Source organism: Methanosarcina sp. 1.H.A.2.2 (assembly GCF_000979975.1).
GTDB lineage: Archaea > Halobacteriota > Methanosarcinia > Methanosarcinales > Methanosarcinaceae > Methanosarcina.
This window is the reverse complement of the sequence record NZ_JJQL01000103.1, coordinates 1-26,793: the sequence shown is the minus strand read 5'-3', so window position 1 is coordinate 26,793 and position 26,793 is coordinate 1. Positions and strand designations below refer to the sequence as shown.

Here is a 26,793-nt window from a genome sequence, read left to right as displayed (position 1 = left end):
TTTTTATTTTCATTTTCATTTTTATTTATTAACCACAAAATATGTGGCTGCTTCCGATGAACCTTTCCCGTTTCCCCGGGAAGGATTTCAAAAAGAAGGGAAGGATTTGGCTTTTCGGGCGTTTTTCCCCTCTAAATTTATCTGCCTTCTGCATGCTCAGTTCTTTTCGTCTCTGAAGTTCTTCAGATCCCTGACAAGATACGGACCGTTTTTTATGACTTTTATTGAAGGTTTCTTTTCTTCGGTTTGTGAAACCATTTGTCCCATCCCCTGGTATTACATTAGCCCTTTCGGCTTAATTATTTGCCCGTGGCTTCTGATTACGCAGACCGGCTTCCCGCGGTTTGCTGCCTTAAAGTACTGTCGCTGCCTTCCCAACCCTGCCGGACTTGTGTTCTATCTTTGTGTAATCTTATTGTGTAGTCTTCAAAAGGCTGCCTGAATAGCCGCCTGAATAGCTCCCTCTTAATTCTCTTTTTACTGAAAGCTTTTAATAAAAGTTATTCAGATTAAAGCTTGAACCGATAATGATCAAACAGACGAAAAACATATTAGATGTGATTTTATGATCACAATGAATTTCCTCATTCTTTTACTTGGCCTGGTCTTTCTGGTCAAGGGTTCAGACTATTTTGTAAAGGCAGCCTCGACGATTGCAAAAAAGCTTGGCGTTTCTGAGTTTGTGATAGGGCTGACTCTGGTGGCAGTTGGGACATCAATCCCTGAACTTGCTTCTTCCATAGTCGCATCTATCCAGCAGGCAAGTGGTATTGTAATAGGAAACGTTGTAGGCTCAAACATTGTTAACATAGGGTTAATTGTTGGGCTTGCTGCATTTCTTTCCCCGATGAAAACCGAAGTTGAGATGCTCAAAAGAGATGGGTATATCATGCTCTTTTCAGCGGTGCTCTTCTTTGTTTTTGCCCTCAATGGAGAATTGTCAATAATCGAATCAGGTATCTTTGTACTGCTGTATATCGCTTATGTATTTTTCCTGTTTGAGGAAGGAGAAATATACGGAGGAAAACCCTATTTCAAAGAGTTTCTGAAGTATTTTGTCAAATTCAAATATATAAACAGTGCAATGAAAAAGCTCAATGGTACAAACAATAACAAGAGCTCAGACTCCGAAAATGGAAACGGAAATGGCCGGATAGAGGGAGGCTTTGCAAAAGATATCTTTACCCTCGTGTTAAGCTGTGCAGCAATTGTAATCGGGGCGAAGTATTTTGTGGAAGAGTCTATCTTCTTTGCAGAACTCTTAGGGGTTCCGGACACTATCATAGGCACGACTCTGGTCGCTGTCGGGACTTCCCTCCCGGAACTTGTGGTAACGGTATCTGCAGCAAGGAAGGGTTACGGAAGCATAGCCCTTGGTAACATCATAGGTTCTAACATCACAAACGTATTCCTGATCCTCGGGCTTTCCGGGCTTCTGTACCCCATAGCCGTTGCAGAAATAAGCCTCTTCTTTACGACTCCTGTCATGATAGTCATAAGCCTGATCCTTCTGGTGTTTATCAGCACGGGCTGGGAAATAAAAAGATGGGAAGGAGTAGCAATGATGGCATTTTATGCAGCTTTCCTTGTAGTTTTATTCTACATCTGAGTTTTTACGGTTTTGAGCCTTCAAAAAAGGCTCGAAAAACTCTCTTTTACTTCCGCAGAACTAAATGGTTTTCCGTGAGCAATATAAATCTTCCCGGGTGCACTATCAATCAGTTTTTTGATGCTCCTTCTGGCCTCAGCCGGATCATCTGCCCAGAAAGGAAGTGATGGTTTTTCGGAAGGGATGGAAGAAAAGATCAAATCTCCTACGACTGCATCCCCGCTTTTAATGTCCCGGCAGATGACCCTTAGCGGGCAAAGAAGTTTTACGCCGAACTTTTCGGCTGGACGTTTGAGAAGCCTCTGGAAGCAATAGACTACTTCCGGGCTTGAAGGGAAACCCGGACCTGAATTTTATCAGGGGCTTTTCCATCTTTAGATTCAGAGTAATTATGAAAAAGTGTAATTACAGATATAAATTAGAGTCCCAGAGTTCTCCTGGCATTTTCCAGTTTTGCTTTTAGTTTCTGGTTATCAAAAGGCTTCTTGAGGCAATCATCAGCACCTGCCTTAAAACCGATCTCAATGTCCTCATTCAGGTCTCTGCCGGTTATAAGGATTATATACGTGCTGCTTATCCGGGGATCTTTCCTTATTTTTTCGCAGACCTCTATGCCTTTCATTTTTGGCATCTCCCAGTCGAGAATTACAACTCCTGGAGGGTCGCATCCTTTCAAAACCTCCCAGGCTTCGCATCCATTGCGCGTGGAAATGACTTCATAACCATATCTGGTCAACATATTTTTAAGCCACAAATTGGAAATCGGTTCATCTTCAGCAATCAGAACTTTCACAAGCTTGCCTCCCGTTGAAAGCCGGAAACTAAAAGCAAAACTGGAAAATGCCAGCCGAACTAACAGGCCTGGCTTTCAAGATACCTGATAAGGACCGGTTCAAGTTCTTCAAGCCGGAATTTTATTTCTTCAAATTTCTTTGAGGCTAAATCCATTCGGTTTTTTCGCCCTATCTGCTCAAGGTAATAAGCAGCCCTGAAGACCCTGTTTGCCCCTATGCTTCCTGCTGCACTTTTTAAAATGTGTGCACTTTGACTGAGTTCTTCAGCCTCTCCTTTTCTTATAGCTTTATTTATGGAGTCCAGCAACTCCGGCGACGTCTCAAGGAAAATTATAACCATTTCCATTAAGAGTGTCTCGTCACCCTCTGTCCTTTCAAGCATTTCTTTCAGGTCAAAAACCAGGTCTTCCGGAAAATCAAAACCTATACTTTCCGTGGTTGTTGTCCCTGTGTAAGGGGATATTTTCTCCATCCCAGTAGATTCCTTTGTCCTGCCCGAATAAGAGGATTCGTATTTTGTATCTGAAGATACTCTTTCAGGAGTAATTTTTCCGGACCTGATGTCTTCCAGTACCATGAAGAGTTTTTCTTTTTTCAGGGGCTTTGAAATATAATAGTTCATACCTGCTTCAATACATTTTTCATTATCTTCTTTCAGAGCCCGGGCAGTAAAAGCTATTATCGGAATTTCATGCCATCTCACTCCGGAAGAAGGGTCCCTTATCCTTCGAGTAGCTTCCAGCCCATCCATGCCCGGCATCTGGACGTCCATCATCACAGCGTCAAAATCTCTTCTGGAGAGGGCATCAAGCGCATCTTTTCCGTTAGTAACAAGGGTAAGGTTATGCCCCTTTTTCTCAAGAAGACTCACAATTAATTTTTGATTTATCGGGTGATCCTCGGCAAGAAGAATATTCAGGCTTTTTCCGAATATTCCTTTTCCATAATTTTCTGTATCTTCCGGGCATGGTAATGGGTTTTCTTCCGGAGATCTTTTTTCCTGCTCCTGGCTTTCTTTGCCTGTCTGTTTTATTACCCTGACAGTGAAATAAAAAGTGCTTCCTTTCCTGACCTTGCTCTCCACCCATAACCTGCCGCCCATAAGCTCGACAAGTTGAGAAGATATTGCAAGCCCGAGGCCGGTCCCACCGTATTCCCTTGTGACAGAAGCGTCAGCTTGTGTGAAGGAATCGAATATTCTGGAAAGGTTTTCAGGAGGGATTCCAATTCCAGTATCTCTGACCTTGAAAAGGAGTGTCATCTCTTCTTCTAAATAAGGGTTCGACAGCCCATCATATTCCCTATCCGATGGCATGTATGCCTCAACTGAAAGAGCAACTTCTCCCTCTTTAGTGAACTTTATTGCATTGCCGAGAAGGTTAAACAGAACCTGTTTGAGGCGAACCGGGTCCCCTATGAAGGTGGACGGGAGGCTCTCTTCAATATGAAAAGCCAGTTTTAGTCCGCTTGAGTTTGCTTTTCCAAAAAGTAAGTTAATGATATGGGATATGAGGCTTTCAAGATCGAAACTGATCTTTTCAAGCTCGATTTTATTTTTTTCAATTTTTGAGAAATCAAGCACGTTGTCGATTATAGAAAGGAGAGATTCTGCCGAGAAGTGGGCAAGCTGGAGGTATTCCCTCTGCTCATCCTTAAGGCTGGTTTCCAGCAGCAGGTCAAGCATTCCCAGAACTGCGTTCATAGGAGTACGTATTTCATGACTCATATTGGCAAGGAAATCCCCTTTTGCCCGGTTTGCAGTTTCTGCTGCTTCTTTTGCGTTAAGAAGCTGTTCTTCCAGGAGTTTTCTTTCCGAAATGTCCTGAGTTGTCCCGAACATCCTGATCGGGATTCCCTTCTCGTCAAGGCTGATTTCTCCCTGGTCATGGACGTAGCGAACCGAACCATCAGGCCTTACAATCCGGTACTCAGAATTGAATTGATGTTTCTCCTTTACTGCAGTTTGCAATGCTTCACAAATGCGTTTCCTGTCTTCAGGATGAATCCGGGAAGTAGCCATTTTTAATGAAAGCTTTTGATCGGGTTCATAGCCCCATATAGCTTTAAGTCCCTCTGACCAGCAAACTTCCCCCGTCCGGATGTCAAGGGAGTAACTGCCCAGATGAGCCATTGCCTGGGCTCTGGCGAGATTTGATTCACTTCTCCTCAGGGCGTCTTCAGCAATTTTCTTTTTCGTGGCATCCATTGCCGTCCCGATCAAATGTAAAAGTTTACCCTCAGGGCTCCGCTGAGCTTTCCCTTTAACCAGAAAATGACGTATGGTCCCATCAGGATGGAGTAAATCATGTTCAAAATCATAGTTGTCGGTCTTTCCTTCCACAACTTCCCGAAATATATTCAGCACCCGGATATTATCTTCGGGAGGCAGAGCTCTATTAGAAAGTTCAAGTAAATTTTCATGAGTCTGGAGAAATTCTTCCTTCTATATGCCCGCCAGACGAAAGAGGGTGTCGTCCCATGTTATTCTATTCTTGAGAAAGTCCCATTCCCAGGTCCCCATCCCTGCAGCTTCGAGTGCCATATCGAGCCGCTGTTTTGCCAGCGAAAGCTCTTCAGTTCTTTTTTTCAATTCATTCTCTGCCCGCTTGCTCTCAGTGATGTCAAAAAGCGAGCCTACAAGCCCGAGGACTTTTCCATCACCATCTCTTAATATATTTAAAGATACGTGGGCATCGAACAGTATCCCGTTTTTTCTTCTGGCAACCAGTTCACCCTCCCATTCACCTCTGGTCCTGCATTCATCTCCGGCCTTCATTACTTCTGATGGAGAGTTCCAGAATCGAGAAGCAGGATGCCCCAGAATTTCTTCAGCTTCGTATCCCCATATTTTGGGCACCACAGGATTCACATATTTCAGGTTCCCTGCAAAATCCGTAGTAATGAGGACAATATTTGAGGATTCGACTGCCCAGCTAAGCAGTTTAAGTTTTTCCTGCAAATGCACCTCTTCCTGAGCTGCAATAAATTCTTCTTCCCTTTCCTCTTCAGTGATATTCCTGATACCACTCATAGTTTAATGTCACCATGTTCTCAAAATAGCATAACCATTTTTACAGTACAGGATTATACAAGTTATAGTAAGAAAAGATCTACGAAGTATAAATTGAATAGTTCTTATATATAAAATTGACTAAATATTATTATAGTTCCTCATTAGGAGTTGTAATCAGGCTCAAGATCGAATAGTATCATACTTGATATCTGAGAGATAATACTTGATATCTGAGAGATACTTGATATCTGAGAGATACTTGATATCTAAGAGATGCGGGCGAATGTTCTTCGAAAATCCTGAAAAAAGAAAATTTGGACTGAATTGAAGAAATATCCCTATTCAGTCCACTAGCGTAAAATACATTCTCCTGTTGCTCTTCCCCTTGTTCTGAAGTTTTTCGATCTTTATTCCCTTTATCTCTCCTGTGTTTTTCAGGTGCGTCCCGCCGCAGGCTTCAATCGTCACACCTTCGATTTCTACAAGGCGGACTTCGGTGATCTCTTCGGAGAAACCTTTGGCAAGCGTGGTAAGCCTTGAGAGTTTTTCTTCGGCTTCTTCGCGGCTGACCAGGTAGAAATTGACAGGGTGATTCTGGGCGATCACTTCGTTTGCTATTTTTTCGTATTCGGCGAATTTGTCCCTGTCAAAGGCTTCAAGGCTGAAATCCACCCGGCTCTGGTCAAGCCCGAGCTGGTTCCCGGTGATCTGGGCTCCGGCTTCTTTTTCGATCACATTGGCTATTACATGGGTTGCCGTATGCATCCGCATGTGCTGATAGCGCCTGTCCCAGTCAATGACCCCTTTTACGCTGTCCCCGACTTTCAGGCCTGAAGCTGCGTTTTCTCCTGCCGGGGCGATTTCATGGCTTATATCCCCATTGAACTTGCCGACATAAACAACCTCAAACTCGACACCGTCGGACTCACGGACAAGCTTTCCGGCATCACTGGGCTGGCCTCCGCTCTCGGGATAGAAAGCCGTGCGGTCAAGAACAACATACTTATCATCCGTTACTTTTTCAACGGTTGCTTCAAATTCTCTCAGGTAACAGTTAAGGAAGTAAAGCACTTCTGTCATTTGCAATCCTCTCTTCTTAAAAATATATTATCAGGTAAATGGATATTCCTTTAAAAGAGTTTCCAAATATTGCGTTAAAGAATCTCTGAATTCATCGGTTAATGCCTCCCCAGCCCGAGAAATGCTCCCCTTGACCACGGGAACCTCATTAAAATCCACATTAAATATAAGCGCCTCCGCCAGCTTGTCTGGCGGCCCTATAAAAAAGAAGACCGAAGAAAAAGGGCAAAACGAAACTGAAAAAAGAATGTTTTTCAGATCGAAAAGGACAAAAAGAGACTGGAAAAAGAATATTATTCAGATAAAAATTGATTTATCTTTCTTTGGCATCTTTAAAGGTTTTTAGGTTGCTTTTCTTGCTGTTTTTTTGTTGATCTCTTATCGGACTTCCCGGTCATTTCTACCTGTGAGTTTCTTATAGGCGTCATCAGTTGTTTTCACTTTCGGGCTTTTTCGATCTGCACTTCACTGTTTTTTAATCCATAGTGTGCCTGCGAGCAAAAGGACGAGACATGTTACAAAACCAGGGGATGGAATATTCCGGTTATCTTCGTTGCCCTCTTCTTCGTTGCCTTCTTCTGTGGAGTTTTCTGGATTTTCACGCGTGATCCAGATTTCCAGAGCACCGTCCGGGCCTGTTTCAGGCGAGTTATTCTGCATGCCGGCATGAGAAGGAAACTGTAAAGACCCACTCTGCTTCTGGCCAGCAACTGCAAAAGATGCAAAACCCGGAGTTTCGGATTCAAAATAGAAGAATGACTCATCTTCTCCGGTAATCCCGGAAGAAAGTTCTGTCCAGTTTGTGGCAGAGTACCTGTAGAGAGAAACTGAATCTGGGACAATTCCATTTTCGGAAAGCCAATCTTTTTCTACCCTGAAGCTGACTGTTAGGTTCTCAATATTTTCCGGAGATGCAAACCCACTGTTGCCAGCCCAGATATTGAAGTGTCTGTAAACCTCGCCTTCCGGCAGGCCTGAAACCAGAACTGACAGGTTTTTTAGCATTTCCACGGTGACTGTAACTTTTCCGGCGTTTTTCCTGGCATCAAATTCCACGGCTGTCACAGGTGTTGCGTTTCTGGAAAAACCGAACCGAATATGGCTTCCACTGGCAACGATATTCTGCGCCAGTTCCTTGCTTTCGACATTACTTGAGGGCTCAGGGGAACCGCCTGCACTACCTGCACCGCTTCCTCCGCTCCCTCCGCTCCCTCCGCTTCCACCGCTTCCACCGTCTACTGCACTCTTTTCGTTTCCTCCTCCTGAAATGCTGCCCCTAGTCACATTATCTTCATTTGTGTTCTCCTGCGTGCCTGTCCCTTCTTCTACAGGAGAGGTTGTCAGGTTCCAGCTGTGCTGCAGGGTTGAAGAGCCGTTTGCCGCAATAACTGTCAGATTGTATTCAGCCGGGAGAGGGGTAGAAATGTTGCTCTCTGTTATGCTGCCTGTAAGTTCGCCAGTATTTATGGAAAGAACGGCAGAAGAAACAAATTCGTTTGTCTGCAGCAGGACTCCGTTTAGCAACCAGCTGAAAGTGCAGTTTCTCGTAGACCTAATTGCGAATTCCAGGGTTTCCTCCTCAATTGAAACAGTATCCTGGGCAGGAGCTGTACTCCCTACCTCAAAACCCGTGGAATATGCTGCCAATCTGGCAATAAGGGGAGAAGAATCACTGCCATAAGGGATGTCACCTATCCCGCTACCGTCTGCGTCCGGCCCCTCATAATCAGAGTAAAAGTTTCCAAATCGACTTTCATAAACCCCGCCATTATAAAGATAGCGTACCTCTTCAACCGTGTTCCAGGTGTTTGAAAGCCCTTTTTCTCCTGCAGAACTTTCATTGATATTAATACTGTTACCAAACTCGTTTTCAAGGATCACGTTCAGGAAAGAGTCTGTTAACCTGAGCCCTTCCGCATTGTTTGAGATGTTATTTCCTGTAAGAGTGTTGTTAAAGGACTCTTCCAGCAGGACTCCCGGACTGCAGCCTGACACCTTATTATTCGCAAGCATACAGGCAGCTGCACTTTCGAGATATACGCCAGCCCTGCCAGAGCCGTTTATCCCAAACCCGCTTATCTTTGCAGAATTTGCAGTCACATGAAAGGCAGGCTTCGCTGAGTTTTTAGCTTCCAGAACAGTATCCTCAGGCTTTCCGGAAGCAGAGCTTATATTAAGAGCCCAGGGCACATCCACGTTTTCCCTGTACGTTCCCGGATACACAAGAATAGAATCTCCGGGCCTGCTGCTGTTTATGGCATCCGAAATTGAGGAAAAATCCCCGCTACCGTCTGTTTTCACAGTAAAAGTGGAAGGATCGGCTGATGCCTGTTCATGCATCCTGAGGGCGTCTACAAGCCCGTGTCCGAAAACAGGATCATATCCGGGCTCACCGAGGTCGGTTGATGAGGTGTAAAGCAGCCGCCTTATATCCATAGCTGACTTTTCCGGAGACGCGCTCCAGACCAGCCCTGCAATGGCTGCAACGTGAGGAGAAGAGGCGCTTGTGCCATAAAACTGCTCTGAAATCCCGCCTGCACCTGTGACACTTACGCCATCAATCCCTGAGAGGTCTGTTTTAGGGCGAATTTCCGGAGAAGGATAGGAGAGCGTAACCGGGCCAACGGAAGAGAAGGACTCTATATAATAATCACCGGATTCCCCTGTACCAACTGCCCCTACAGTTATTACTTCAGGCAGTGCCGGGTGCCCGAAAATAGAATCTTCGGCAACGATGTTTGCAGACCTGAGCATTACCCCAGGCCAGTAGTAAATGTAGAGCTCGAGTTCTCTGGCTTCCCCGGAAGTTTTTCGGACCTCGATAGAAGCGTTAAGGGTGTTTTTTCCACTATTGGTATACATTATATATTCAAGGGGCAGATTGTCCCCGTCCTGATAAACTTCACTGGACGCTATGGTCTCTAAAGTATTCCTGTCTTTAAGGAAAAGGTCATAGTTATTTCCCGAATGTTTCCACCTGTCATCCCACTGGAGAAAAACCCATACCTCTCCTGAGGACTGGATTTCGAGCTGCAGGTTCTCTACCTTTCCCTGCCCACTGCTGAAATCATGCCAGCCACTCCCGTTGTCATAGAAAGACCCCTGGTAATGGCTGTCTCCGGAATTTCCTGCAGAGCTTACGTAAAGGAGATCATGCTCTTTTACAACCTCTTTTACATGGTCTGCCACTATCCCATCTTCAAAGAAAGGTTCGGAAAGCCAGCCTATATCGTCACAGATTACAATACATCCTTCGTTAACAAGGGCATCGACCGCTCCATTGAATTCGAGCCTGCTGTTTCCGCAGTCGTGGAAATACAGTTCTGCCCCGGGCGCGATATCATGGACAATTTCAAGCATATTCGTGCCTTCATTTCCTCCGATCTTATTGCTCAGAACATGCACATCGGAAGAAAGATCGTCCGTGGCCTGCGCATCCTCAAGGCTTTCCACGCCGTCAGATATGATTCCGATTTTTATTCCGGTCCCATTTACGCCGTAGAGTTCCCTGAGGCTGGAAGAGTTAAGAATTGAGTCCCCTTCCGAAACCGTGCTCCCCTGCCTGATAAAAGGGGGCAGGACAGTTTGAATATTCCTTACCTCAGAAAGAGCAGCCAGCTTCTCAAGAGATTCAAGCGGGACCCATGCTACTGCAATATGATTTTCTTCATCCCTGTCCGTAACCTCGCAGTACCCGTCAAGTATGCTGCTGTTTGCAAAAAACTCCAGAGAAACGTAAACATAAACTTTTTCATCCGGATAAGAAGAAGATTCGCTGGCATTTTCCCCCGAACCTGCAGGATTCTCAGTATTCTCCGGGTTTTCTCCTGAAAGAACCCCCCTTCTCGAAACAGGATCAGCCTGACTCAACTGTCCCAGCTTAACCATACGAGCTCTCAGAGTCTCAGAAGATTCTTCTCCGGACAGATAGCGCTCATCACTCAACTGCAGCAGGTCACTTGAGAGCTTCTTCTGTGCAGGGTTTAAAGTATCTCTGGAAGAAACAGCCTGCCATCCCTTGTCCGTGAAAATACTGCTGTTTTCACTGTTGTTTTCAACCAGGGTGAATTCAACTGCAGAAGCCCTCTGCATGTCTGAAAAACAGGAAATCAGAGCTCCTGACAGAAAAACAGAAACCAGAAAGACACTAAAAAATAAACGCAACAACACTTTGCTCATAATAACCAGCGCGTCAATTATTAAATACCCGAAAAGCTCCCAATAGTTATACAAAAAACACAGGTAACTGGCAACTCTCTGAAAAAGCACGCCGTCCCCACGAAATAGTGCTCCCAGAATAAAATTAACGAGCTGATAAGTTATAAATTCATAAGATAAACTGATAAGATAAACTGTTAAGGTAAACTGTTAAGTCGTCCACTATTATCTGGTTTGCCACGCTTGACGAAGGAAAGTGGTCTTTTGAACAAAGAAAAGAAGAGAAAGAAAAGACCAAAAAGATAGGCCGAAAAGTAAAAACAACTGATGACACCTGTAAGAAACTAACATGTAAAAATGACCCGATAAACCGAGAACTCTCTGTTTTTCTGTTTATTTCGGTTTGTTTAGACAGCCTGCCAGAAAAGCTGGCGGAGGCTCTTATATGTGCCTGTGGATTAAATAACGGTTTTCAGGGTATGGGAAAGTATTTTTCGGGCCAGGCTGGCATTTCTCTTGAGTAATTGGGCTCTCTTGATACCAGCATGAATTCACCTGTTATTTTTTATTACACCGGGAGGAGGGCTTCAGCCCCTCAGGACGCAGAAGAAAAAATGAAGATTTCATACCCGGATGCTCTGAATAATACCCGCCAACTGATAAAGAACCGCCAATCCTTTTGAGAAGAAGAAAAGAAATTGAAAGAAGAAAAGGGATTGAAAGGAGAAAAAGAATTGGAAGAAAAAAGAAATGAAAGAATTCACTCTTCCGTCTTCACTCTTCGGCCTTCTTTTCCTCGAAGGCTTCCTTTACAATCTTAACGGCACAGAGTTCGCCGCACATGGAACAGGCGTCGCTTTCCGTCTTTCGGGCGTCCCGGATTTTGCGGGCACGGTCACCGTCGATTGCAAGTTCGAACTGCTTTTCCCAGTCAAGGTCTCTGCGGGCATAGGCCATGGCTGTGTCCTGCTCCCAGGCGCGTTCCCTTGGGCCTTCTTTCAGGAGGTCGATAGTGTGGGCTGCAATCTTTGTTACGAGCAGACCCTCTTTAATATCTTCAAGGGAGGGAAGGGCGAGGTGTTCGGAAGGAGTTACCATGCAGAGGAAGTCCGTGCCGTACATCCCGGCAACTGCGCCCCCGATTGCCCCGGTGATGTGGTCAAAGCCAGGAGCGATATCGGTAACCAGAGGGCCGAGGAGGTAGAGGGGGGCTCCGTCGCAGAGCTCTTTCATGCCCCTTACGCTGAGTTCAATCTCGTTTAAGGGGACATGGCCCGGGCCTTCCACAAAGGTCTGGACATCGACTGCACGGGCCCGCTTTACGAGCTCTCCGAGGGTGATGAACTCCATAAACTTTGGGCGGTCGGAAGCATCGGCAATACAGCCCGGGCGCATGCCGTCTCCAAGGCTCAGGGTCATGTCGTACTCTTTTGCGATTTCAAGGAGATAGTCAAATTCGGCAAAGAAGGGGTTGTCTTCCCCATTGTGGAGCATCCAGGCAAGGGTAAAAGAACCTCCGCGGCTGACCACGTTCATGATCCGGTCGCTCTGGCGCAGGCGTTCGAGGGAGTTTAAGTTGACCCCGGCATGCACGGTTACAAAGTCCACACCCTGTTCTGCATGCTTTCTGACAGCGTTGAACATGTCGTCAGAAGTCATTTCCACGACAACTTTCTGGGAAGCTGCAGCCTGGTAGATCGGGACGGTCCCTACGGGGATGTTTACGGCTTTAAGGATACGGGTACGGATCTCATTCAGGTCCCCGCCTGTGGAGAGGTCCATTACTGCATGAGCCCCGAAGGCTTCTGCAGCTATTGCTTTCTCGATTTCGGCATCGATGTCGATGCAGTCCCTTGATGTGCCTATGTTGGCATTGATTTTTGTGCTCATGTATTTGCCAATCCCGACAGGGAGGGTTTCTCGCCTGTTATTTTTGGGGATGGCTATCAGCCCTTTTGCCACGCAGGAGCGGACAGTTTCGGGGTCGATTCCTTCGGCTTTTGCCACGGCTTCTATTGAGGGGGTGACGATTCCCTTTTTAGCGTCTTCCATCAGCGTCATTGTTACTCCGTATGATGAGGGGGAATGGGGGTAAGTATAAGAATATATCAGTTGTACAAAACGACCCAGCTATAATAATTAACTACACCGATTAATCTCTGTGACTATAACGATTAATCTCTATGGCCCGGGGTTGCAAAGTAGAACAAACGGTATACTGATATATAACTTTTCATTCTGCGGAAAGCCACCAATAATCTATAAATGGCGAAATATATAAATCATGTGCGGGTACATTACATGGATATCTAATCACGGATATCTAATGTACATATTGTGTTTTGATCTGTACATTACATGCACATTACATATGTGATGTGTATATTACGTGCACATTGCTTGTATATTACATGTTTGCCGCAAAAAGCAAAGAAAACTGCCTGCAGGAATTGTATTATAAAGAGTTGAGGTTTTACAGAAGTACTTATAAGCAAACTCTGTAAGAAAGAAACCCGAAGATCTTTCCGCATTTCATCTTTTATCCGTATCACAGGAGTTCAGGTTTTTCATCATGACAGTTGTCGCATTTGCAGAAAAGAATAAGGCAGCGGCCCAGATTGCCAGTATCCTGGGCGAGGGGGAAGTAGATAAAATCTCAGTGGAAGGGCTGCCTGCTTACGAGTTCAAGTGGAAAGGGGAAGAATGGTTCGTGATGGGTTTATCCGGGCATATCATGAACTATGATTTTCCTGAAAAATATAACAAATGGAATGAGGTTGACCCCGGTGTACTCCTTGGAGTTTACCCTGAAAAGTTCGTGACCAGGGCAGAGTATGCAGCCGCAGTGAAAAACCTGGCAAAAAGGGCAGACAAAATTATCCTTGCATGCGACTACGACAGGGAAGGGGAAAACATAGGGTTTGAGGCCAAGACCCTTTCAGAGGAGGTTACAAACGTACCGGTCTCAAGGGCACGTTTTTCGGCTCTTTCCCCAAAAGAAGTCAAGAAAGCTTTTGAAAACCCTGTAGACCCTGACTACAACATGGCAATGGCTGCGGAAGCCCGCCAGATCCTTGACCTGAAGATGGGGGCAGCTTTTACACGTTTTGTCACGCTTTCGGTCAGGGAAAAAGCAAGGACAAAAGACATCCTTTCAATAGGGCCGTGCCAGACGCCTACCTGCGGTTTTGTTTATGAGCGGGAAAAGACCATCCGGGCTTTTGAGACAAAGGACTTCTGGAAGATTACTGCAATTTTCGCTGCAAAAGGAGGGGAATTTGAGGGTACCCACAGGGCAGGAAACATCCACGACAAAGAAAAGGCAGTTGAGATCTTCAAAAGGTTAAAGGGGGCAAAAGAAGGCCTTGTCGTAAAGAAGACGGTAAAGGAAACAAAGACCAGCCCTCCAAACCCGCTTAACACCACAGAGTATCTGAAACGGGCTTCAAAGTTCCTGGGAATCAGCCCGGAAGCTGCCCTTGAAGTAGCAGAACAGCTCTACCTTGCAGGGTTTACAAGTTATCCGAGGACAGAGACCAACAAATACGCAGATGACTTTGATTTTAAGTCTCTGGTCTTTGATTTTGCAAGGCAGAACGAGTATAAGCCCTTTGCCGAGTCAATCCTCGCTGCCCCGATAGTGCCGAAAAACGGGGAAAAGGACGCACATGACCACCCTCCTATTCACCCCATCCGGGCGGCTGCAAGGAGAGAAATCAGTGCTGCAGTAAACATCCCGCAGGCGGTAGAGGTCTATGACCTTATCGCAAGGCATTTCCTGGCAAACCTGATGCCTGCAGCTGTTTTTGAAAAGACTCACCTTCACCTGCACGTGCAGGAAGAACCTTTCGACTCCTCAGGGACAGTGCTTAAAGATGCAGGCTGGCTCGAAGTTTATCCTTTTGAAAATAAAAAAGATAAGCTTCTCCCGTTTGTAGAGGAAAAAGAGAAAGTAGACATAAAAAAGCTGAGCAACACAAAGTCCAAAACCAGCCCCCCGAAGAAGCTGACCGAAGCCGAACTCCTTACCCTTATGGACAAGCACGGGATAGGAACAAAAGCAACAGCTCCGTCCCATATAGAAACAAACAAGAAGCGAGGGTATTTCGAGACAAAAGGAAAGACGGTCTCGATCCTTGATACAGGCTTTACCCTGATGGAAGGGCTCTCCCTGACTGTGCCGATCCTCGTCAGGCCAGACATCCGCTCAAAGATCGAAGCCCTGATCCAGGAAGTAGAAGACGGAAAAAAAGAGTTCGAAGCTGCTCTCGATGAAGGCACAACCCTGATAAAAGAGATGTATGCCCAGCTTGAAGCAAACAAAAAGGAGCTGACTTCAAGCATTGCAGGCACGATCAAGGACGAAGCCGCCCTTGAAGACAAGAAAAATTACATAGGGACCTGTAAGGCTTGCGGGCACGTGCTCAAGATTGTGCAGACGGACACGGGGCGTTTTGTAGGCTGCACAGGTTATCCTGACTGCAGAAACTCGTTCCCTCTGCCGAAAACGGGAGCATTCACAGTACTCAGGAGCAAAGAGTGCAAAAAGGAAGGAGCAGCCGTCCTGAAGGTAGGAAACAAATACAACTGGGCTGTTGGCATAGGGCCCTGCTTTAAATGCGACCTTGAAAAGGAATGCTACCCACCTGAAACAGTGGGCCCCTGCCCTCAATGTGACGGGAGCATGTTCCTGATCTCCTTTAAAGACAGCCGTTTCCTGGGCTGTACGAAGCGCTGCGGGTACACGCATTCGGTCCCGAAGACCGGAAAACTTACCCTGCTTGATAAAACCTGTCAGACCTGCGGCTGGAAACTGTTCAGGTTAAAAGAAGAAGGTGAAAGCCCGGAAGAAGATTTCTGCGTAAACCGGCGCTGCACGGAAGGCATAAAATACTGGAAAAAAACAGGCCCCAGAAATGAGTCCAGGGGTCAGGCAAAGGCTTCCGGGGATTCGGCATCAAGGCAGGAAGCAGGAAGTACTGCAAGAAGTACAGCAAGAACTACGGAAAGGCCGGCACCCGGTGGAGTTTCAAAACTACCTCCTGCTGCAGGCCGCAAGAAAGATGACAGGTGAAGGCCCGGTAAAGAAGAGACAAAAACCACGGAACCATGGAAGGCCTGGAGAACACGAAATAAAGAAAAAATGGCACACCCTTCCCGTGTCTTCTTCTTTTGTTCGATATGAGAAGTTATATAACTTAAATCTTCAAATACGCCCTGACAACAAGCCAGATAATAAACCATCCAATAGCTGATAGTAAATTATTCCTGAATTCTGTTTCCATGTATTTACAAATGTCATCACAATATTTAATTTTTTTTCTCTGTTTGAAAAATATTCAGCCATCTGTTAGTCTGAAAATAAAATATTTAGTAGTACTCAAAAGACATGTTATCATAACCTAAAGGCTGTTTTGCTTTGCAGGTTAATTTTTTATATGGAGACTTTTTTTAAAAAAATCCATGTTTATGAATATTTATGAAAATTAAACTATGAAAAATAATTTATTTGCTATTTTGATCATATATGTCGTGAGATTTGGGGCATATGTTAACCAGATTTAAACCAGATACATATTCGCATAATGTATGAAAAACGCCATCATTAAAAGGTCTCGAAATCTAAGGTCTACCTGCCAAATGGAGGTAAAAAGGCTTAAGTTTAAGGGAAGTAAAAATTGCTGCTTTTGATCGTACCTTTTGAACCTGGTGAAACACCTAAATTAATTTGTTTAAATAATATAGTTTTTATGTAATATATATTTTTAAAGAAGATAAGTATTCCGAGATTTCTTACCCAAATGTACGATCAGGTATGGTTTTGAGACAGCCTGTTAGACAGGTTTTTGCCCTAACAGGTCATTAAAATACACAAATAACTCCTCAGGTACAGAATTCTAACGCTTAAATATATAAATTTGTACTGCAAATCATCCTGATGGTGAAATATTATGGTAAAGTTAAATGAAGATATGAAAACTGCCTTTTCAAAAGTAAAGATCTTTCCTGTTGCCACAGCTTCAAAAGAGGGAGTTCCTAACGTAGTTCCTATAGGTTTCTGCCAGCTTGTAGATGATGAGACCATCTGGATTGCAGACAACTTCATGGTTAAATCCCTGGCAAACCTGGAAGAAAACCCAAATGTCGCAATCTATGTATGGGGACCGGAAACAGGCGGCTGCTTCCAGATAAAAGGAGAAGCTGCAATTATCAGTTCAGGCGAAAAATTCGATAAGATGAAAGCAATCGTGAATGCTGCAAAGCCAGGTCTTCCTGCAAAAACCCTCATAGAAGTCAGGATCAGCGACGTCTTCCAGTGTGCTCCCGGTCCTGCAGCTGGAAAGAAACTTCTGTGAAAAGAAAATATACCTGAAATAAAATGGTTCGATCAAAATACTCTTCATATAGGCACCCGGTCAAATAAGTACATTAGTCAACTACCCGCTAAATCTAAAGATTTAAGGGTTTCCTGCTGAGGCATTATGAGAAGTACTGGTGCAATATCTGAAGAACTTGAATAATCGGGGGCGAGGAAATGGTTGAAAATAAGGGGAATCCCCCTGTTTTTTGTGAAAAAATCTGTATTGTCTGCAAAGGAGCAAGATCAGGTAACAGTGTCTGCAAATCTATCCAGAACCTCGAACTGAAGATATTCGGGAAAAACGGCTGTATCTGGGGAGCTGCAAGGACGAAATATTACGGAGTTACTCCTGACAAAAAACTTCCTGAAAATTCAAAAAAGAAGTAAATGCAGAAGATCTTACCAGAAAAGATCAGGCAAAGGAATAATGGAAGAATGAGTTGAGGAAAGGCTGTAAATTACTTATTATTTCTTCATTGGTCATCGTTTAAGGATTTATTTCCTTCCCCTCGCACTCTTTTTTTGGATCAAATCCTTTCATTTCTTATTCAAACAACTTTCATTTTTTATTCAAACCACTTCTGGTATTATCCAACCCCATTCATCTCTAAACTTTTCTCTGTTTACATGCAGATCCAATGCTTGACTTTCATATCCGCTCATTTTTCATATCCGCTCATTTTTCATATAACACTCATTATAGTTTCAAAAGTTCTTTGAATTCCGCAGCTATGAAGAATTACTGTCAACAAATCTGATGCATTCTCTGCAAATATTGTGCTCCAACATAACCTCCAGAATTTTCACCTTGTGTTTTTTTCACCTTGTGCTTATTGCTTTTACAGGGTCCAGCTTCGCCGCCTGTCGCGCAGGATAAATTCCGGTAATCAGGTTCAGCAGGAAAACGGCGGCAATAATTAACACGATGTCCTGAGCGCGGACAACAATCGGAATAAAGGTAATACCCCCGTAGACATCTGAAGAAGCTGCCGGGATTTCATATCCGCCTATTGCAAGGGCTATAAGGACTCCTGCAAAAGTACCTACAAGAGCGCCCAGCAGGCCGAGAATCCCGCTCTGGAGAATGAAGATCTTCTGGATGCTTGAGACCGGGGCACCCATAGCGCGGAGCATGCCTATCTGGCCCGTTGCACCGATAACCGAAAGGTTCAGGGTACTGACCACGCCAAAAGAGGCTATGACAATAATAAGACCGTATATAACATTGTTTGAAGTGCTTTCGATAGCAATGGTACGGAGGATTGCAGGATTAGTCTCGGTCCAGCCTTTTGCCTTATAACCGGTTTTCCCGATCTCGGCTGCGATTTCCCGATCCGTATTAAAATCCCTGAGCCGGACTGAAATACCATTAACCACATCCGGGACATCATAGAATTGCTGGGCAGTATCCAGGGAAGTATAGGTCAGAGACTCATCCAGAGGGGAGCCGGTATGAAAAATCCCCACAATTCTAAGAGAAAGAGGATTTGCATTCGGAAAAGATACATCTACGGAATCGCCCAGATTAACTTCAAGTTTATCTGCCAGCCTTGAGCCGATAACCACTGTATTTCTTGAGAACTCGAGTTCCCGGAAACTGCCTTCAACAATATCTTCTTCAATCAAGCTGATTTCATTTTCCTTTAAAGGGACCACCCCTTTAAGCTCAGCATTGAGGGAATTGTCCTTGAACCGGAAAGAAGCCTGCCCCGTAAGGAAAGGAGAAACTGCAGTAACTCCTTCGATTGAACTGATCTCCTCCATGAGATTCCTGTAGAGATAGATGTGATCTTCACCTTCCTGCGGAGAGACCGAGACTTGAGGGAGTTTGTTTACGGTAGTGTCGTAAAGCTCCCCTGTAAAACCAACCATGAGAGCCTGGGAAACCGTGAGTACCATCACAGCAAGAGCTATTGCGCCTACCGAAAGGAGAGTCTGGAATTTTCTTGCCCGGATCTGCCTTAGGGCAATAAAGAGTTCATAGCGCATGGGATTCACGGCTTTTTTGGCTTTTTTAGCTGTTTTGAGCTTTTTGAGCTGTTTTGAGCTTTATTCGGATGTTGTTCAGGATTTTTTCCTGATTGGTACATCTGTGGTACATCTGTGCTTTTACACAAACGGGTTTTAATGCAGCTTTTTGAAAAGGGCAAAAATCATGGCAAGCCCTGCAACTCCGGCAGCAACCGAAAAACCAGGGATGCCGTTTCCACCGTTTTCTCCCGGGGTTTCGTTCCCTGTGCCGGGGCTTACCTCACTTGCATTTGAGGGGGAAAGATCGGACTCAATAATGGTTTCCCTGCGTTCGATAACATCTCCATTGTTGCCGAAAAGTTCGATCTCAAGCCTGTAGACCCCTTTCGTGAGCCTTTCTTTCCAGGCAACCTCAACGGTCTCATCATCACCATTCAGCAGTACGGGGACTCTTTCCCGGACGGATTCAACAAACACGGAACTGCCAGATCCTGAGGTTCCCTGCAGTTCATATACGGAAAAAACCAGGCTTCCTTCAAAAGGCACCTGGGAACGCCCTAAAACAGTTGCACTTGCTCCGGTCTCATCTTGATAGATATCAGTAATCTCTGCATCGTCTCTGGCAGTGAAATTCTCTGTTGATGCAATAAAACCTCTACTGGGGGAATAAACCCGGACCTTCACCCTTCCCGTATATTCTTTATTGTTTTCGAGGAGGGTACCCCAGGATGCGGAAAAAGCTTCCGGGAAACTTGTCAGGGATGCCTTTTCAGTTTTTGTACTGTAAATGACATCGTGCCCATCTATAAGCATGTATTCGAGATCAAAAAGTGAAGCCTGGTTGGGGGAAAGCGCAACAGTGATCCCTTCGGAGTTGGGGACAAGGTCATCGACCTGAAGTCTGGAAGCGGAGTTGCTGCCGTAAACAAAACTAGATTCCGATTCTGAAAGCACCTTCCCCTGTTCCAGAAGCCTTGCCTTTAGGGTGTAAGCCCCGCGTTCGGCATTCCTGATCTCCCAGAAGCCAACTTTCACGACCATCGTATTCGCAGGAAAACTGCCAGTTGAAAATGCCTGTTCAGCAATGACCTCTTCATTCCCCCTTTCCGGCCTGAGCAGAGAGACCTCAAGGGTCAGGTTCTCCTCCGGCTGGCTTGAGTAGAGAGTTACATCAAAGGACTCGAGGTCGCTGTAGAGTTCGGCTATGCGGGCTGAACCTGTTCCATCGACCTGAGAGGCATCTGCTGCAGAGGCCGGGAGGACCGAAATAAGAAATAAAACAAGAAAGAAAAGCACGGCTTTCATGGTCTCTTTTCCCCGATTCAATAACAAAAAGATTGTTCTGATCTTATTTAAAAGAAATGCAGCCGGATAAACATATGGATTAACATATTATTCTCTCCAGCCCGCAAGTAGAAACAGAGAAAAACAGAAGCCTGAAATAACAGAGAAAAAATAAGAAGCCTGAAATAACAGAGAAAAAATAAGAAGCCTGAAATAACAGAGAAAAAAACCAGGAGCCAGAAATTTAGGGATAATCAACCGGTTAATAGGGGTCACAAAATAAAGATTAAAGGAAAGATGGTTGAGCAGATAAAAAATTTGAGAAATAAATAATTTTTTGAACTAAATAAACAAAACCTGCAGCGAATCCGAAAGTATTTATTCTTTAGTTGAAGTATAAGATGACAATTATTTAATTTAAGCAAGTTTACTTGATTTATCGCTTTGGGAACAAAAATCTCACTGTCGGTTTTAATGATATTTTTAGTTCCACCTGAATTATATAAAAAACACGTGTTCGACCAGAAGGTATGGTAAAAATGGAGAAGAAAAGCCTCTTAATCCTGGGAACCGCATCTCATGTTGGTAAAAGTTCAGTTGTGACTGCCATATGCAGGATCCTGTCCAGAAGCTACAGGGTTGCCCCCTTCAAGGCCCAGAACATGAGCCTGAATTCCTGGATCACAAAAGACGGAAAGGAAATCGGGATTGCACAGGCAATCCAGGCAAAAGCCGCAGGTGTAGAACCCACTGCGGACATGAACCCTGTCCTCCTGAAGCCAAAAGGGGACCGTGTTTCCCAGGTAATCCTGCTGGGCGAACCCTATGCTGACAAGAGTGCAGGCGAGTATTACGATTCCATTGAGGAGATGCATGCAGTCCTTAAAGGGGCTCTCGAAAGGCTCTGGAAAGAACACGACATCATTGTTATGGAAGGAGCCGGAGGGGCTGCAGAGATCAACCTCTATGAAAGGGATATCGTAAATATAGGTACTGCCAGGCTCACTCAGGCTCCCATAATCCTTGTGGGAGATATTGAAAGGGGAGGCGTGTTTGCAAGCCTTTACGGCACGGTTGCCCTTCTGCCCGAAGATGTAAAGAAGAACGTCAAAGGGTTAATAATCAATAAGTTCAGGGGAGACCCTGAAATCCTGAGGCCCGGACTTAAGCAGCTTGAGGAAAAAACCGGAATCCCGGTGCTCGGAGTCCTTCCCCATTTCAAGCTCCGCATCCCCTCAGAAGATTCGGTCTCACTCGGGGATAAAGAAGGTTCAAAGACAGAAAACGAAATTGAAATCGCAGTTATCCGCCTGCCCAGGATCTCTAATTTTACGGACTTCGAACCCCTTGAGGGACTCGTAAAAGTCCGTTACGTAGACATTGACGAAGAACTCGGAACCCCTGATGCGATCATGATCCCCGGCACGAAGAACACGGTCAATGACCTTCTCGACCTCAGGGCAAGCGGCATGGACAAAAAAATCCAGGCCTTCAAAGGAAAAATCCCAATCTTCGGGATCTGCGGCGGTTACCAGATGCTTGGCAGGACCATCTTTGACTCAGGAGTGGAAAACGGAGTCGAAGCCGAGTTTGAAGGCCTCGGCCTCCTGGATATAGGGACCAGATTCGGAGCCTATGAAAAGAGGACAGTCCAGGTAACAAAGAAAGTTAACGGCCACGGCCCTATCCTGAACCCCATTGACGGTGAAGAGATAAAAGGTTACGAGATCCACATGGGAGTTACGGATTCAGCCCGCACCGTTTTCGGAGACGACGGAGCCATTGATGAAGAAGGCCTGGTGATCGGCACATATCTTCACGGCCTCTTTGATAACGGGAACATCAGAAATGCCCTTGTTCAATATCTCTGCGAGAAAAAGGGGCTTGAGTACACGCCTGAAGAGATCGTAAGCGAAAAAGACGCTTATGACGAACTCGCAAGTGTATTTGAGCAAAACATTGACATGGAAAAGTTCTATGAGATTTCAGGGGTCTGAAAATCCCCTCCCCCGCAAAGAGAAATAAAGTACCGGAAACACGCTCAAACAGGTGCTGCTTACCCGCAGTACCTGAAGCCTTTACAGCAATTCTACCTGAAAAAGGCTGGAGTTGAGGTACGTTTCAAAATAGGTGTTGAGCGAGTTCCGGTTTCGGCCTGAGCAGCCTGCAGGCATCGGCTCTCTTCAGTTACAGCTCCAGTTTATGGCCCTTCTCCAGCTGCTTAATCTGTTCTTCGCTTTTGGCGGCCAATTCCTTGAACTGATTGATAGTATCCCGCATTTTGGGCAGAGCTTCCTGCTTATAGGTGCTGATGGAATCCAGCGCTTCCATGACATCGGCAAAGGCAGTCTTCAGCGTCTCGACAGAGATATTGGTTTCCATTGATTGTTCCTGGATTTCCGCCCCCTGTTCCTTCAGCATTTGCGAGGTGCTGCTGATGATACTATTCGTGGTCTCATTTAGCATTTGGATCTTCTTCAGGACAATCTTCTGGTTATAGAGGGCGCCGGCAACCATCACTGAGGTCTTCAAAGCGGAAATAGTCACATTTTTGGCTCTTTCTACCCCGCGCATCAGTTCCTTATTATTTCTGATCACAAGCTCTGTCGCCATTACGCCCTGCTGATTGACAACGATCATCTGCTGCATATCCATAATCCTCTGCCGCAGCGGAAATAGGACTTCTTCAGTGACAAATTTAACGTTTTCCGGATCTTCGTTCCTGGCTCTGGCCACTTCGATCTGCGTTTCAATCAATTCGTCCATCAGGGTACCGAGCTGGACCTCTTTCATCAACTTTTTAGTCAAATTGCGCAATACCTGCTGTTCGATCTCCAGAGTAGTATTATCGTTTTTCAGAATTGTTTTCCCTTTGTCCAGGGAGACAATGATATCCGCAATCACCGAATCTGCTTTCTGGTATCTGTCAAAATAGTCCCTGATGGGGTTGAACAGCTTGCCTAAGATGCCGGTCCTGGTAAAATCAATCAGGCTGGGGTCCAGGTCTTTTAATTCCCGGTTCAAAGCCATTAACCCTTTTGCCACAACACCGCCTTCATCGCCGTCTCTGGACATATTCCCGACTGTCACCTGCAGCAAAGAATTTTTATCTGCCGAGCTTTTCATCGAGGCGGCCCCAAAAGACTCGATCGACTGGAGAATATACTTCTTTTTGGCAAATTCATCGATATCCAGGGTCAGAATTTCCGCAACATTTCTCTCCGCTGCAGCCTGAAGCTGGGCTACTTCCTCCGATACCGGTTTGACTTGCTCATCTACTTCAATCTTGATCGCCGCTTCATCGGGAACTTCCATAGTAAAAGCCATCTTAGACCCTCCTGTATTTACATTTCAGCATTGAACAGATTGCCCAGCTTATAAACAACGTCATCGGTATCGGCATTAATGCTGGCAGCCTCATTGATGCTGGAGATAGCCTGCAGGGCCGGAAGATTCGCATTATAGCCAATTGTGTATATGGGAATTCCAAGATCCTCCACGATGTCTTCAACGTCGTTCAGCGAATGGCCTTCATTGGTCTCGCCGTCACTGAGAACGAAGATAACCGGTCTCAGATTGGGATCTACGGCCCGCTGGTCCTGGATCATCTTCATGGCAACAGCAATCCCATCGAAGGTTGCCGTGCCGCCGACAGCCTGCAAATCATTAACCGCTCCTACAAACGAGGCTCTCTGGTTCAGATCGAATCTGGCAATAGGCAGATCGATATTAACATCGCTGGAATATGATACCAGGCCAACCATATTGTCCTCGCCGATGTAGTATTGACCTTTGAGCAATGAATCTTTCAAATTGTTCAGCGGATCGCCCATCATGCTGCCGGAGACATCAGCCACAAATACTGCGCAAATAGGTTTTTTCTTTTCTTTCCAGAGTTTTTGGGCCTGGATGATCACATCACCGCTGACGGGTCCGGTTTCGGACTGGTATTCATTAAAGCCATTAAAACCATACTCTGTAGCCAGGGTCTGGTACTTTTCCTGCTGGGAGAATTCAACGAATTCGTTCAGGATTTTCCTTTTCTCTGCCGATAGTTCGCCGATCGCATACATCGGGCTGTCATGTCTGAACCCAAAGGGAGTAAATTCGTAGTACCCGATATCCGGTGTATTCACATAGGTCTGGTATTCCAGGACAAAACCGTCCAGAACACCTGATTTGGCAGATTCCCTCATTTGCAGAGTAGTATAGGCGACCACGGGAATATTGGCCTGGAAGCTCTCAAATCCTGTTTTTGCTTTATCACTCAATAAGTTGCTGCTGTCAAAGGTGTATAAAGTTGAGATCAGGAAGTTCAGCCCGGTTGAACTGGCAAAAGGATTGGTGTAGCCCATCGCCAGTTCCTTGTTCGCGACAGCATCGGTAATCGTCTTGGTATTGATTGCCTCGTGTTTGGTTACCAGTTCGTCTTTCTTGGATTTAGTGAGCAGGATCCCGGCCACATTGCCGGCAAGTCTTTCTTGAACTAACTCGGCTTTAACCCCTTTGGAGATGATCATCTCACCCCAGAGCTCATTGGACGGCGTATAGGCATCCGGCAAATACTTCCCGGAAGTAATATAATCGGCGGCTTCCCCGGAGGGAATTCCTCTGAGCCTTACCGACACCTGTTTGCCGTCAATTGTTATTGCCGCGCTATTGAAGTCTCTGGCCACTTCTGTCAGCCAGCCATCAGCACCGCTGCCAGCTTTTTCCGTTGAGGAAAATATTTCGATGTAGGTGGGTGTGCTGTTATTAACCTGCGGCTGGTATTTGGAGATTTCAGGCAAGTTTTCAGTCAAGGAGCCATCCAGATCGGGGGAAACGACAACATGGCCCATAGGATGCTGGACTGTATTCACATTAATGTCTTTAATGACGCTATCCAGTGATCCCTCACCGGGTCCGATTATAGTAATCGCCAGATAAACTAAGATAAATACTACAACTGCTGCTCCGATTATCTTCAAAATTACTTTATTGTTGCTTTCGTTCAGCATGAAGATGCCCCTATTCAATTCTTATAATATTTTGCCTGTTTGATCAGATTGTCTATCTCGATCATGCCGGCCATTTGCTCCAGTTGGCCACTCTCTACGCTGTTTAAGCCTGAGATCTCCAGCAACAACTTATCAAGCTTTAGCAAGATCTGCTCATTATCTTCAGTGGCAGCTTTCACAAAATTAATATACTCATTACCGACTTTAAACTTTTCTTCATAAAGTTGCTGCGGAATGGCCCCTTCTTCGTAGTTCTTTCTAACAGAATTGTAGTCTTTTTCATCGAATGCATCCAATTTATTGAGGATACTGCGGATATTCATAAAGAATATCTTCTCCACTTCGACGATGACCGTATCAAATTTCTTGTAGCTCATCTCTGAGGCACTGAAGATCTGCAGAAGGACATCCCGGATAGTTTTATTCTTTTTCTGCAGCCGTTCAATCTGATCGAGCAGCAAGTCAACGGTTTTTTCGAATGTTTTGAGCCCCCTGTGAATATTCAGTGCTTCAATATAATCATCCACCGTCCAGATTCTATCGGTTTGAACTATTTTCTTCGGTCCGGTAAGAAGCTCATAATTGCCGTAGATTAACCCGGCGCCGCTTAAGAAGATGAATGTGAAACCAAGGGCTGTTTCGAATGCACTGGCCCCGAACAACACTAGTCCGATCAATCTTGGAGAAAAGGTAATTATGTTGGCGGCGGCAATGCCTAAATTCAGGCCCGATAGTTTAATCAGCTTTTCTCTGTCCATGTACTCTTGCCCCCAGATTTTTCTGTGTAAAGAATACTGTTTGCGGTGGCAATAAATGTGAAAGAACTTGTAATTACTTCAGCTTCTTTTCCAATGTTATGTGCAAGAAGTGCAATATGAAGGGCTACAGTTCCAGAGTTTACAGCAGCTGCATGTTCGTCCGCCCAGATGTCCAACTTGCTTTACATGAACATCAAAAGCGTTAGCAAATTAGTTTAGCAGTCGATTATTAGAAATATGCAAAAACAGTATAAAATAGTATCTATAGTTTGAACTGAATTATGGACTGTTTTCGGTATTCTACAAATTGAAATAAAAATAATAGTCAATAAATTTATTATACAAATGTATATTTTTCGACTAAGATCAATATACATTAAAATATTGTTAAGAAGTAGGCAAGTCAAGATGCAAGGACTACCCAGACAAGTCAAAGGCTCCGAGTTCAGAGCTTGGTCTTGTAGGAGTTTGTGCGTTCGAATCGTACCTCTCGCACTAACCTTTTGGGATATAGGTAAGGCGAAAAAAGCGTACGCTACTGAATAATACTGACAGTACTGTTTATCTAGTATTGCCTTATCTTAAAAAATACATATCAAATTATAGTTTCTGCTGAATAAAAGCCAAAAAAAAGTGTAGGCTTTTATAGAGCCGATCCCAAAACTCAAAATTTGCTTCTCTGAATCCAGTATTCCGAGTAATCAATCGAGTTTCAGATCACGAAAAACCATTCTAAAAATTTAATGATTTGACCGGAGTTTATAC

The 26,793-nt window shown here is 45.0% G+C and carries 20 protein-coding genes and 1 pseudogene; 8 read left to right on the top strand and 13 right to left on the bottom strand.

Annotated features, from left to right (window positions below; all coding sequences use genetic code 11):
- From EO93_RS18365 to EO93_RS17725, 3 genes are all read left to right on the top strand, one after another.
- The coding region (locus tag EO93_RS18365) for a hypothetical protein (protein ID WP_235284321.1) at window positions 1–442 on the top strand (442 nt) is incomplete at its 5' end.
- Between the two features lie 123 nt (window positions 443–565).
- The gene (locus EO93_RS16385) at window positions 566–1,609 is read left to right on the top strand and encodes a calcium/sodium antiporter (protein ID WP_048163688.1); all 1,044 of its coding nucleotides are present in this window, start codon (window positions 566–568) and stop codon (window positions 1,607–1,609) included.
- Window positions 1,610–1,729: 120 nt separating this feature from the next.
- Window positions 1,730–1,924 (top strand): hypothetical protein, encoded by a 195-nt coding sequence (locus tag EO93_RS17725; protein ID WP_156161369.1) that lies wholly within the window; start codon window positions 1,730–1,732, stop codon window positions 1,922–1,924.
- A gap of 103 nt (window positions 1,925–2,027) precedes the next feature.
- Here EO93_RS17725 and EO93_RS16375 read toward each other — a convergent pair whose 3' ends face one another.
- The 4 genes from EO93_RS16375 to alaXM all read right to left on the bottom strand — a co-directional run bounded on the left by EO93_RS16375 (window position 2,028) and on the right by alaXM (window position 6,496).
- A complete protein-coding gene (locus EO93_RS16375; RefSeq protein WP_048163691.1) occupies window positions 2,028–2,402 on the bottom strand; it encodes a PleD family two-component system response regulator in 375 nt (124 codons plus the stop codon).
- A 59-nt stretch (window positions 2,403–2,461) separates the two neighbouring features.
- A complete protein-coding gene (locus EO93_RS16370) occupies window positions 2,462–4,792 on the bottom strand; it encodes an ATP-binding protein (protein WP_255350244.1) in 2,331 nt (776 codons plus the stop codon).
- Between the two features lie 54 nt (window positions 4,793–4,846).
- Complete coding sequence (locus EO93_RS16365; RefSeq protein ID WP_048163685.1) at window positions 4,847–5,434, bottom strand: PAS domain S-box protein; 588 nt, start codon at window positions 5,432–5,434, stop codon at window positions 4,847–4,849.
- A gap of 324 nt (window positions 5,435–5,758) precedes the next feature.
- Complete coding sequence (gene alaXM, locus EO93_RS16360) at window positions 5,759–6,496, bottom strand: alanyl-tRNA editing protein AlaXM (protein ID WP_048163684.1); 738 nt, start codon at window positions 6,494–6,496, stop codon at window positions 5,759–5,761.
- 130 nt (window positions 6,497–6,626) lie between these two features.
- On the opposite strand from alaXM, the gene EO93_RS16355 reads away from it, so the two are divergent.
- Window positions 6,627–6,842, top strand: coding sequence for a hypothetical protein (locus EO93_RS16355; RefSeq protein WP_156161368.1), 216 nt, complete (start codon window positions 6,627–6,629; stop codon window positions 6,840–6,842).
- Window positions 6,843–6,961: 119 nt separating this feature from the next.
- Here the strand turns inward: EO93_RS16355 and EO93_RS16350 are convergent, their stop codons facing one another.
- Window positions 6,962–10,588 (bottom strand): PGF-pre-PGF domain-containing protein, encoded by a 3,627-nt coding sequence (locus EO93_RS16350; RefSeq protein ID WP_048163681.1) that lies wholly within the window; start codon window positions 10,586–10,588, stop codon window positions 6,962–6,964.
- 840 nt (window positions 10,589–11,428) lie between these two features.
- On the bottom strand, window positions 11,429–12,715 hold the full coding sequence (gene thiC, locus EO93_RS16345) for a phosphomethylpyrimidine synthase (protein ID WP_048136183.1): 1,287 nt from the start codon (window positions 12,713–12,715) through the stop codon (window positions 11,429–11,431).
- Between the two features lie 511 nt (window positions 12,716–13,226).
- On the opposite strand from thiC, the gene EO93_RS16340 reads away from it, so the two are divergent.
- From EO93_RS16340 to EO93_RS16330, 3 genes are all read left to right on the top strand, one after another.
- The gene (locus EO93_RS16340; protein ID WP_048163680.1) at window positions 13,227–15,728 is read left to right on the top strand and encodes a DNA topoisomerase; all 2,502 of its coding nucleotides are present in this window, start codon (window positions 13,227–13,229) and stop codon (window positions 15,726–15,728) included.
- Between the two features lie 877 nt (window positions 15,729–16,605).
- Entirely contained in the window at window positions 16,606–17,010 is a 405-nt protein-coding gene (locus EO93_RS16335; protein ID WP_048137605.1) for a pyridoxamine 5'-phosphate oxidase family protein, read from the top strand.
- A 179-nt stretch (window positions 17,011–17,189) separates the two neighbouring features.
- Window positions 17,190–17,402: a hypothetical protein gene (locus tag EO93_RS16330; protein WP_048163678.1), complete on the top strand. Its 213-nt coding sequence runs from the start codon at window positions 17,190–17,192 to the stop codon at window positions 17,400–17,402.
- Between the two features lie 183 nt (window positions 17,403–17,585).
- Here EO93_RS16330 and EO93_RS17100 read toward each other — a convergent pair.
- From EO93_RS17100 to EO93_RS16320, 3 genes and pseudogenes are all read right to left on the bottom strand, one after another.
- A pseudogene (locus EO93_RS17100) lies at window positions 17,586–17,818 on the bottom strand (hypothetical protein); the annotation flags it as partial.
- 16 nt (window positions 17,819–17,834) lie between these two features.
- A complete protein-coding gene (locus EO93_RS16325; protein WP_048136177.1) occupies window positions 17,835–19,004 on the bottom strand; it encodes an ABC transporter permease in 1,170 nt (389 codons plus the stop codon).
- 135 nt (window positions 19,005–19,139) lie between these two features.
- Entirely contained in the window at window positions 19,140–20,291 is a 1,152-nt protein-coding gene (locus EO93_RS16320; protein WP_048163676.1) for a hypothetical protein, read from the bottom strand.
- 518 nt (window positions 20,292–20,809) lie between these two features.
- Here EO93_RS16320 and EO93_RS16315 point away from each other — a divergent pair.
- Window positions 20,810–22,267 carry a cobyric acid synthase gene (locus EO93_RS16315; protein ID WP_048163689.1) on the top strand — a complete coding sequence of 486 codons (1,458 nt, stop codon included), beginning with the start codon at window positions 20,810–20,812 and terminating at the stop codon, window positions 22,265–22,267.
- A 190-nt stretch (window positions 22,268–22,457) separates the two neighbouring features.
- Here the strand turns inward: EO93_RS16315 and EO93_RS16310 are convergent, their stop codons facing one another.
- Genes EO93_RS16310 through EO93_RS16295 form a run of 4 tightly spaced genes read right to left on the bottom strand, consistent with a single transcriptional unit; the run spans window position 22,458 to window position 26,204 of the window.
- Window positions 22,458–23,597, bottom strand: a complete 1,140-nt coding sequence (locus tag EO93_RS16310) for a toxic anion resistance protein (protein WP_048163674.1) — start codon at window positions 23,595–23,597, stop codon at window positions 22,458–22,460.
- 17 nt (window positions 23,598–23,614) lie between these two features.
- Window positions 23,615–25,270, bottom strand: coding sequence for a VWA domain-containing protein (locus tag EO93_RS16305; RefSeq protein ID WP_048136172.1), 1,656 nt, complete (start codon window positions 25,268–25,270; stop codon window positions 23,615–23,617).
- 14 nt (window positions 25,271–25,284) lie between these two features.
- Window positions 25,285–26,028 (bottom strand): hypothetical protein, encoded by a 744-nt coding sequence (locus tag EO93_RS16300; protein WP_048136169.1) that lies wholly within the window; start codon window positions 26,026–26,028, stop codon window positions 25,285–25,287.
- On the bottom strand, window positions 26,010–26,204 hold the full coding sequence (locus EO93_RS16295; protein ID WP_048163671.1) for a DegT/DnrJ/EryC1/StrS family aminotransferase: 195 nt from the start codon (window positions 26,202–26,204) through the stop codon (window positions 26,010–26,012). The genes EO93_RS16300 and EO93_RS16295 overlap by 19 nt, the downstream gene beginning before the upstream one ends.
- Window positions 26,205–26,793 lie beyond the last annotated feature (589 nt).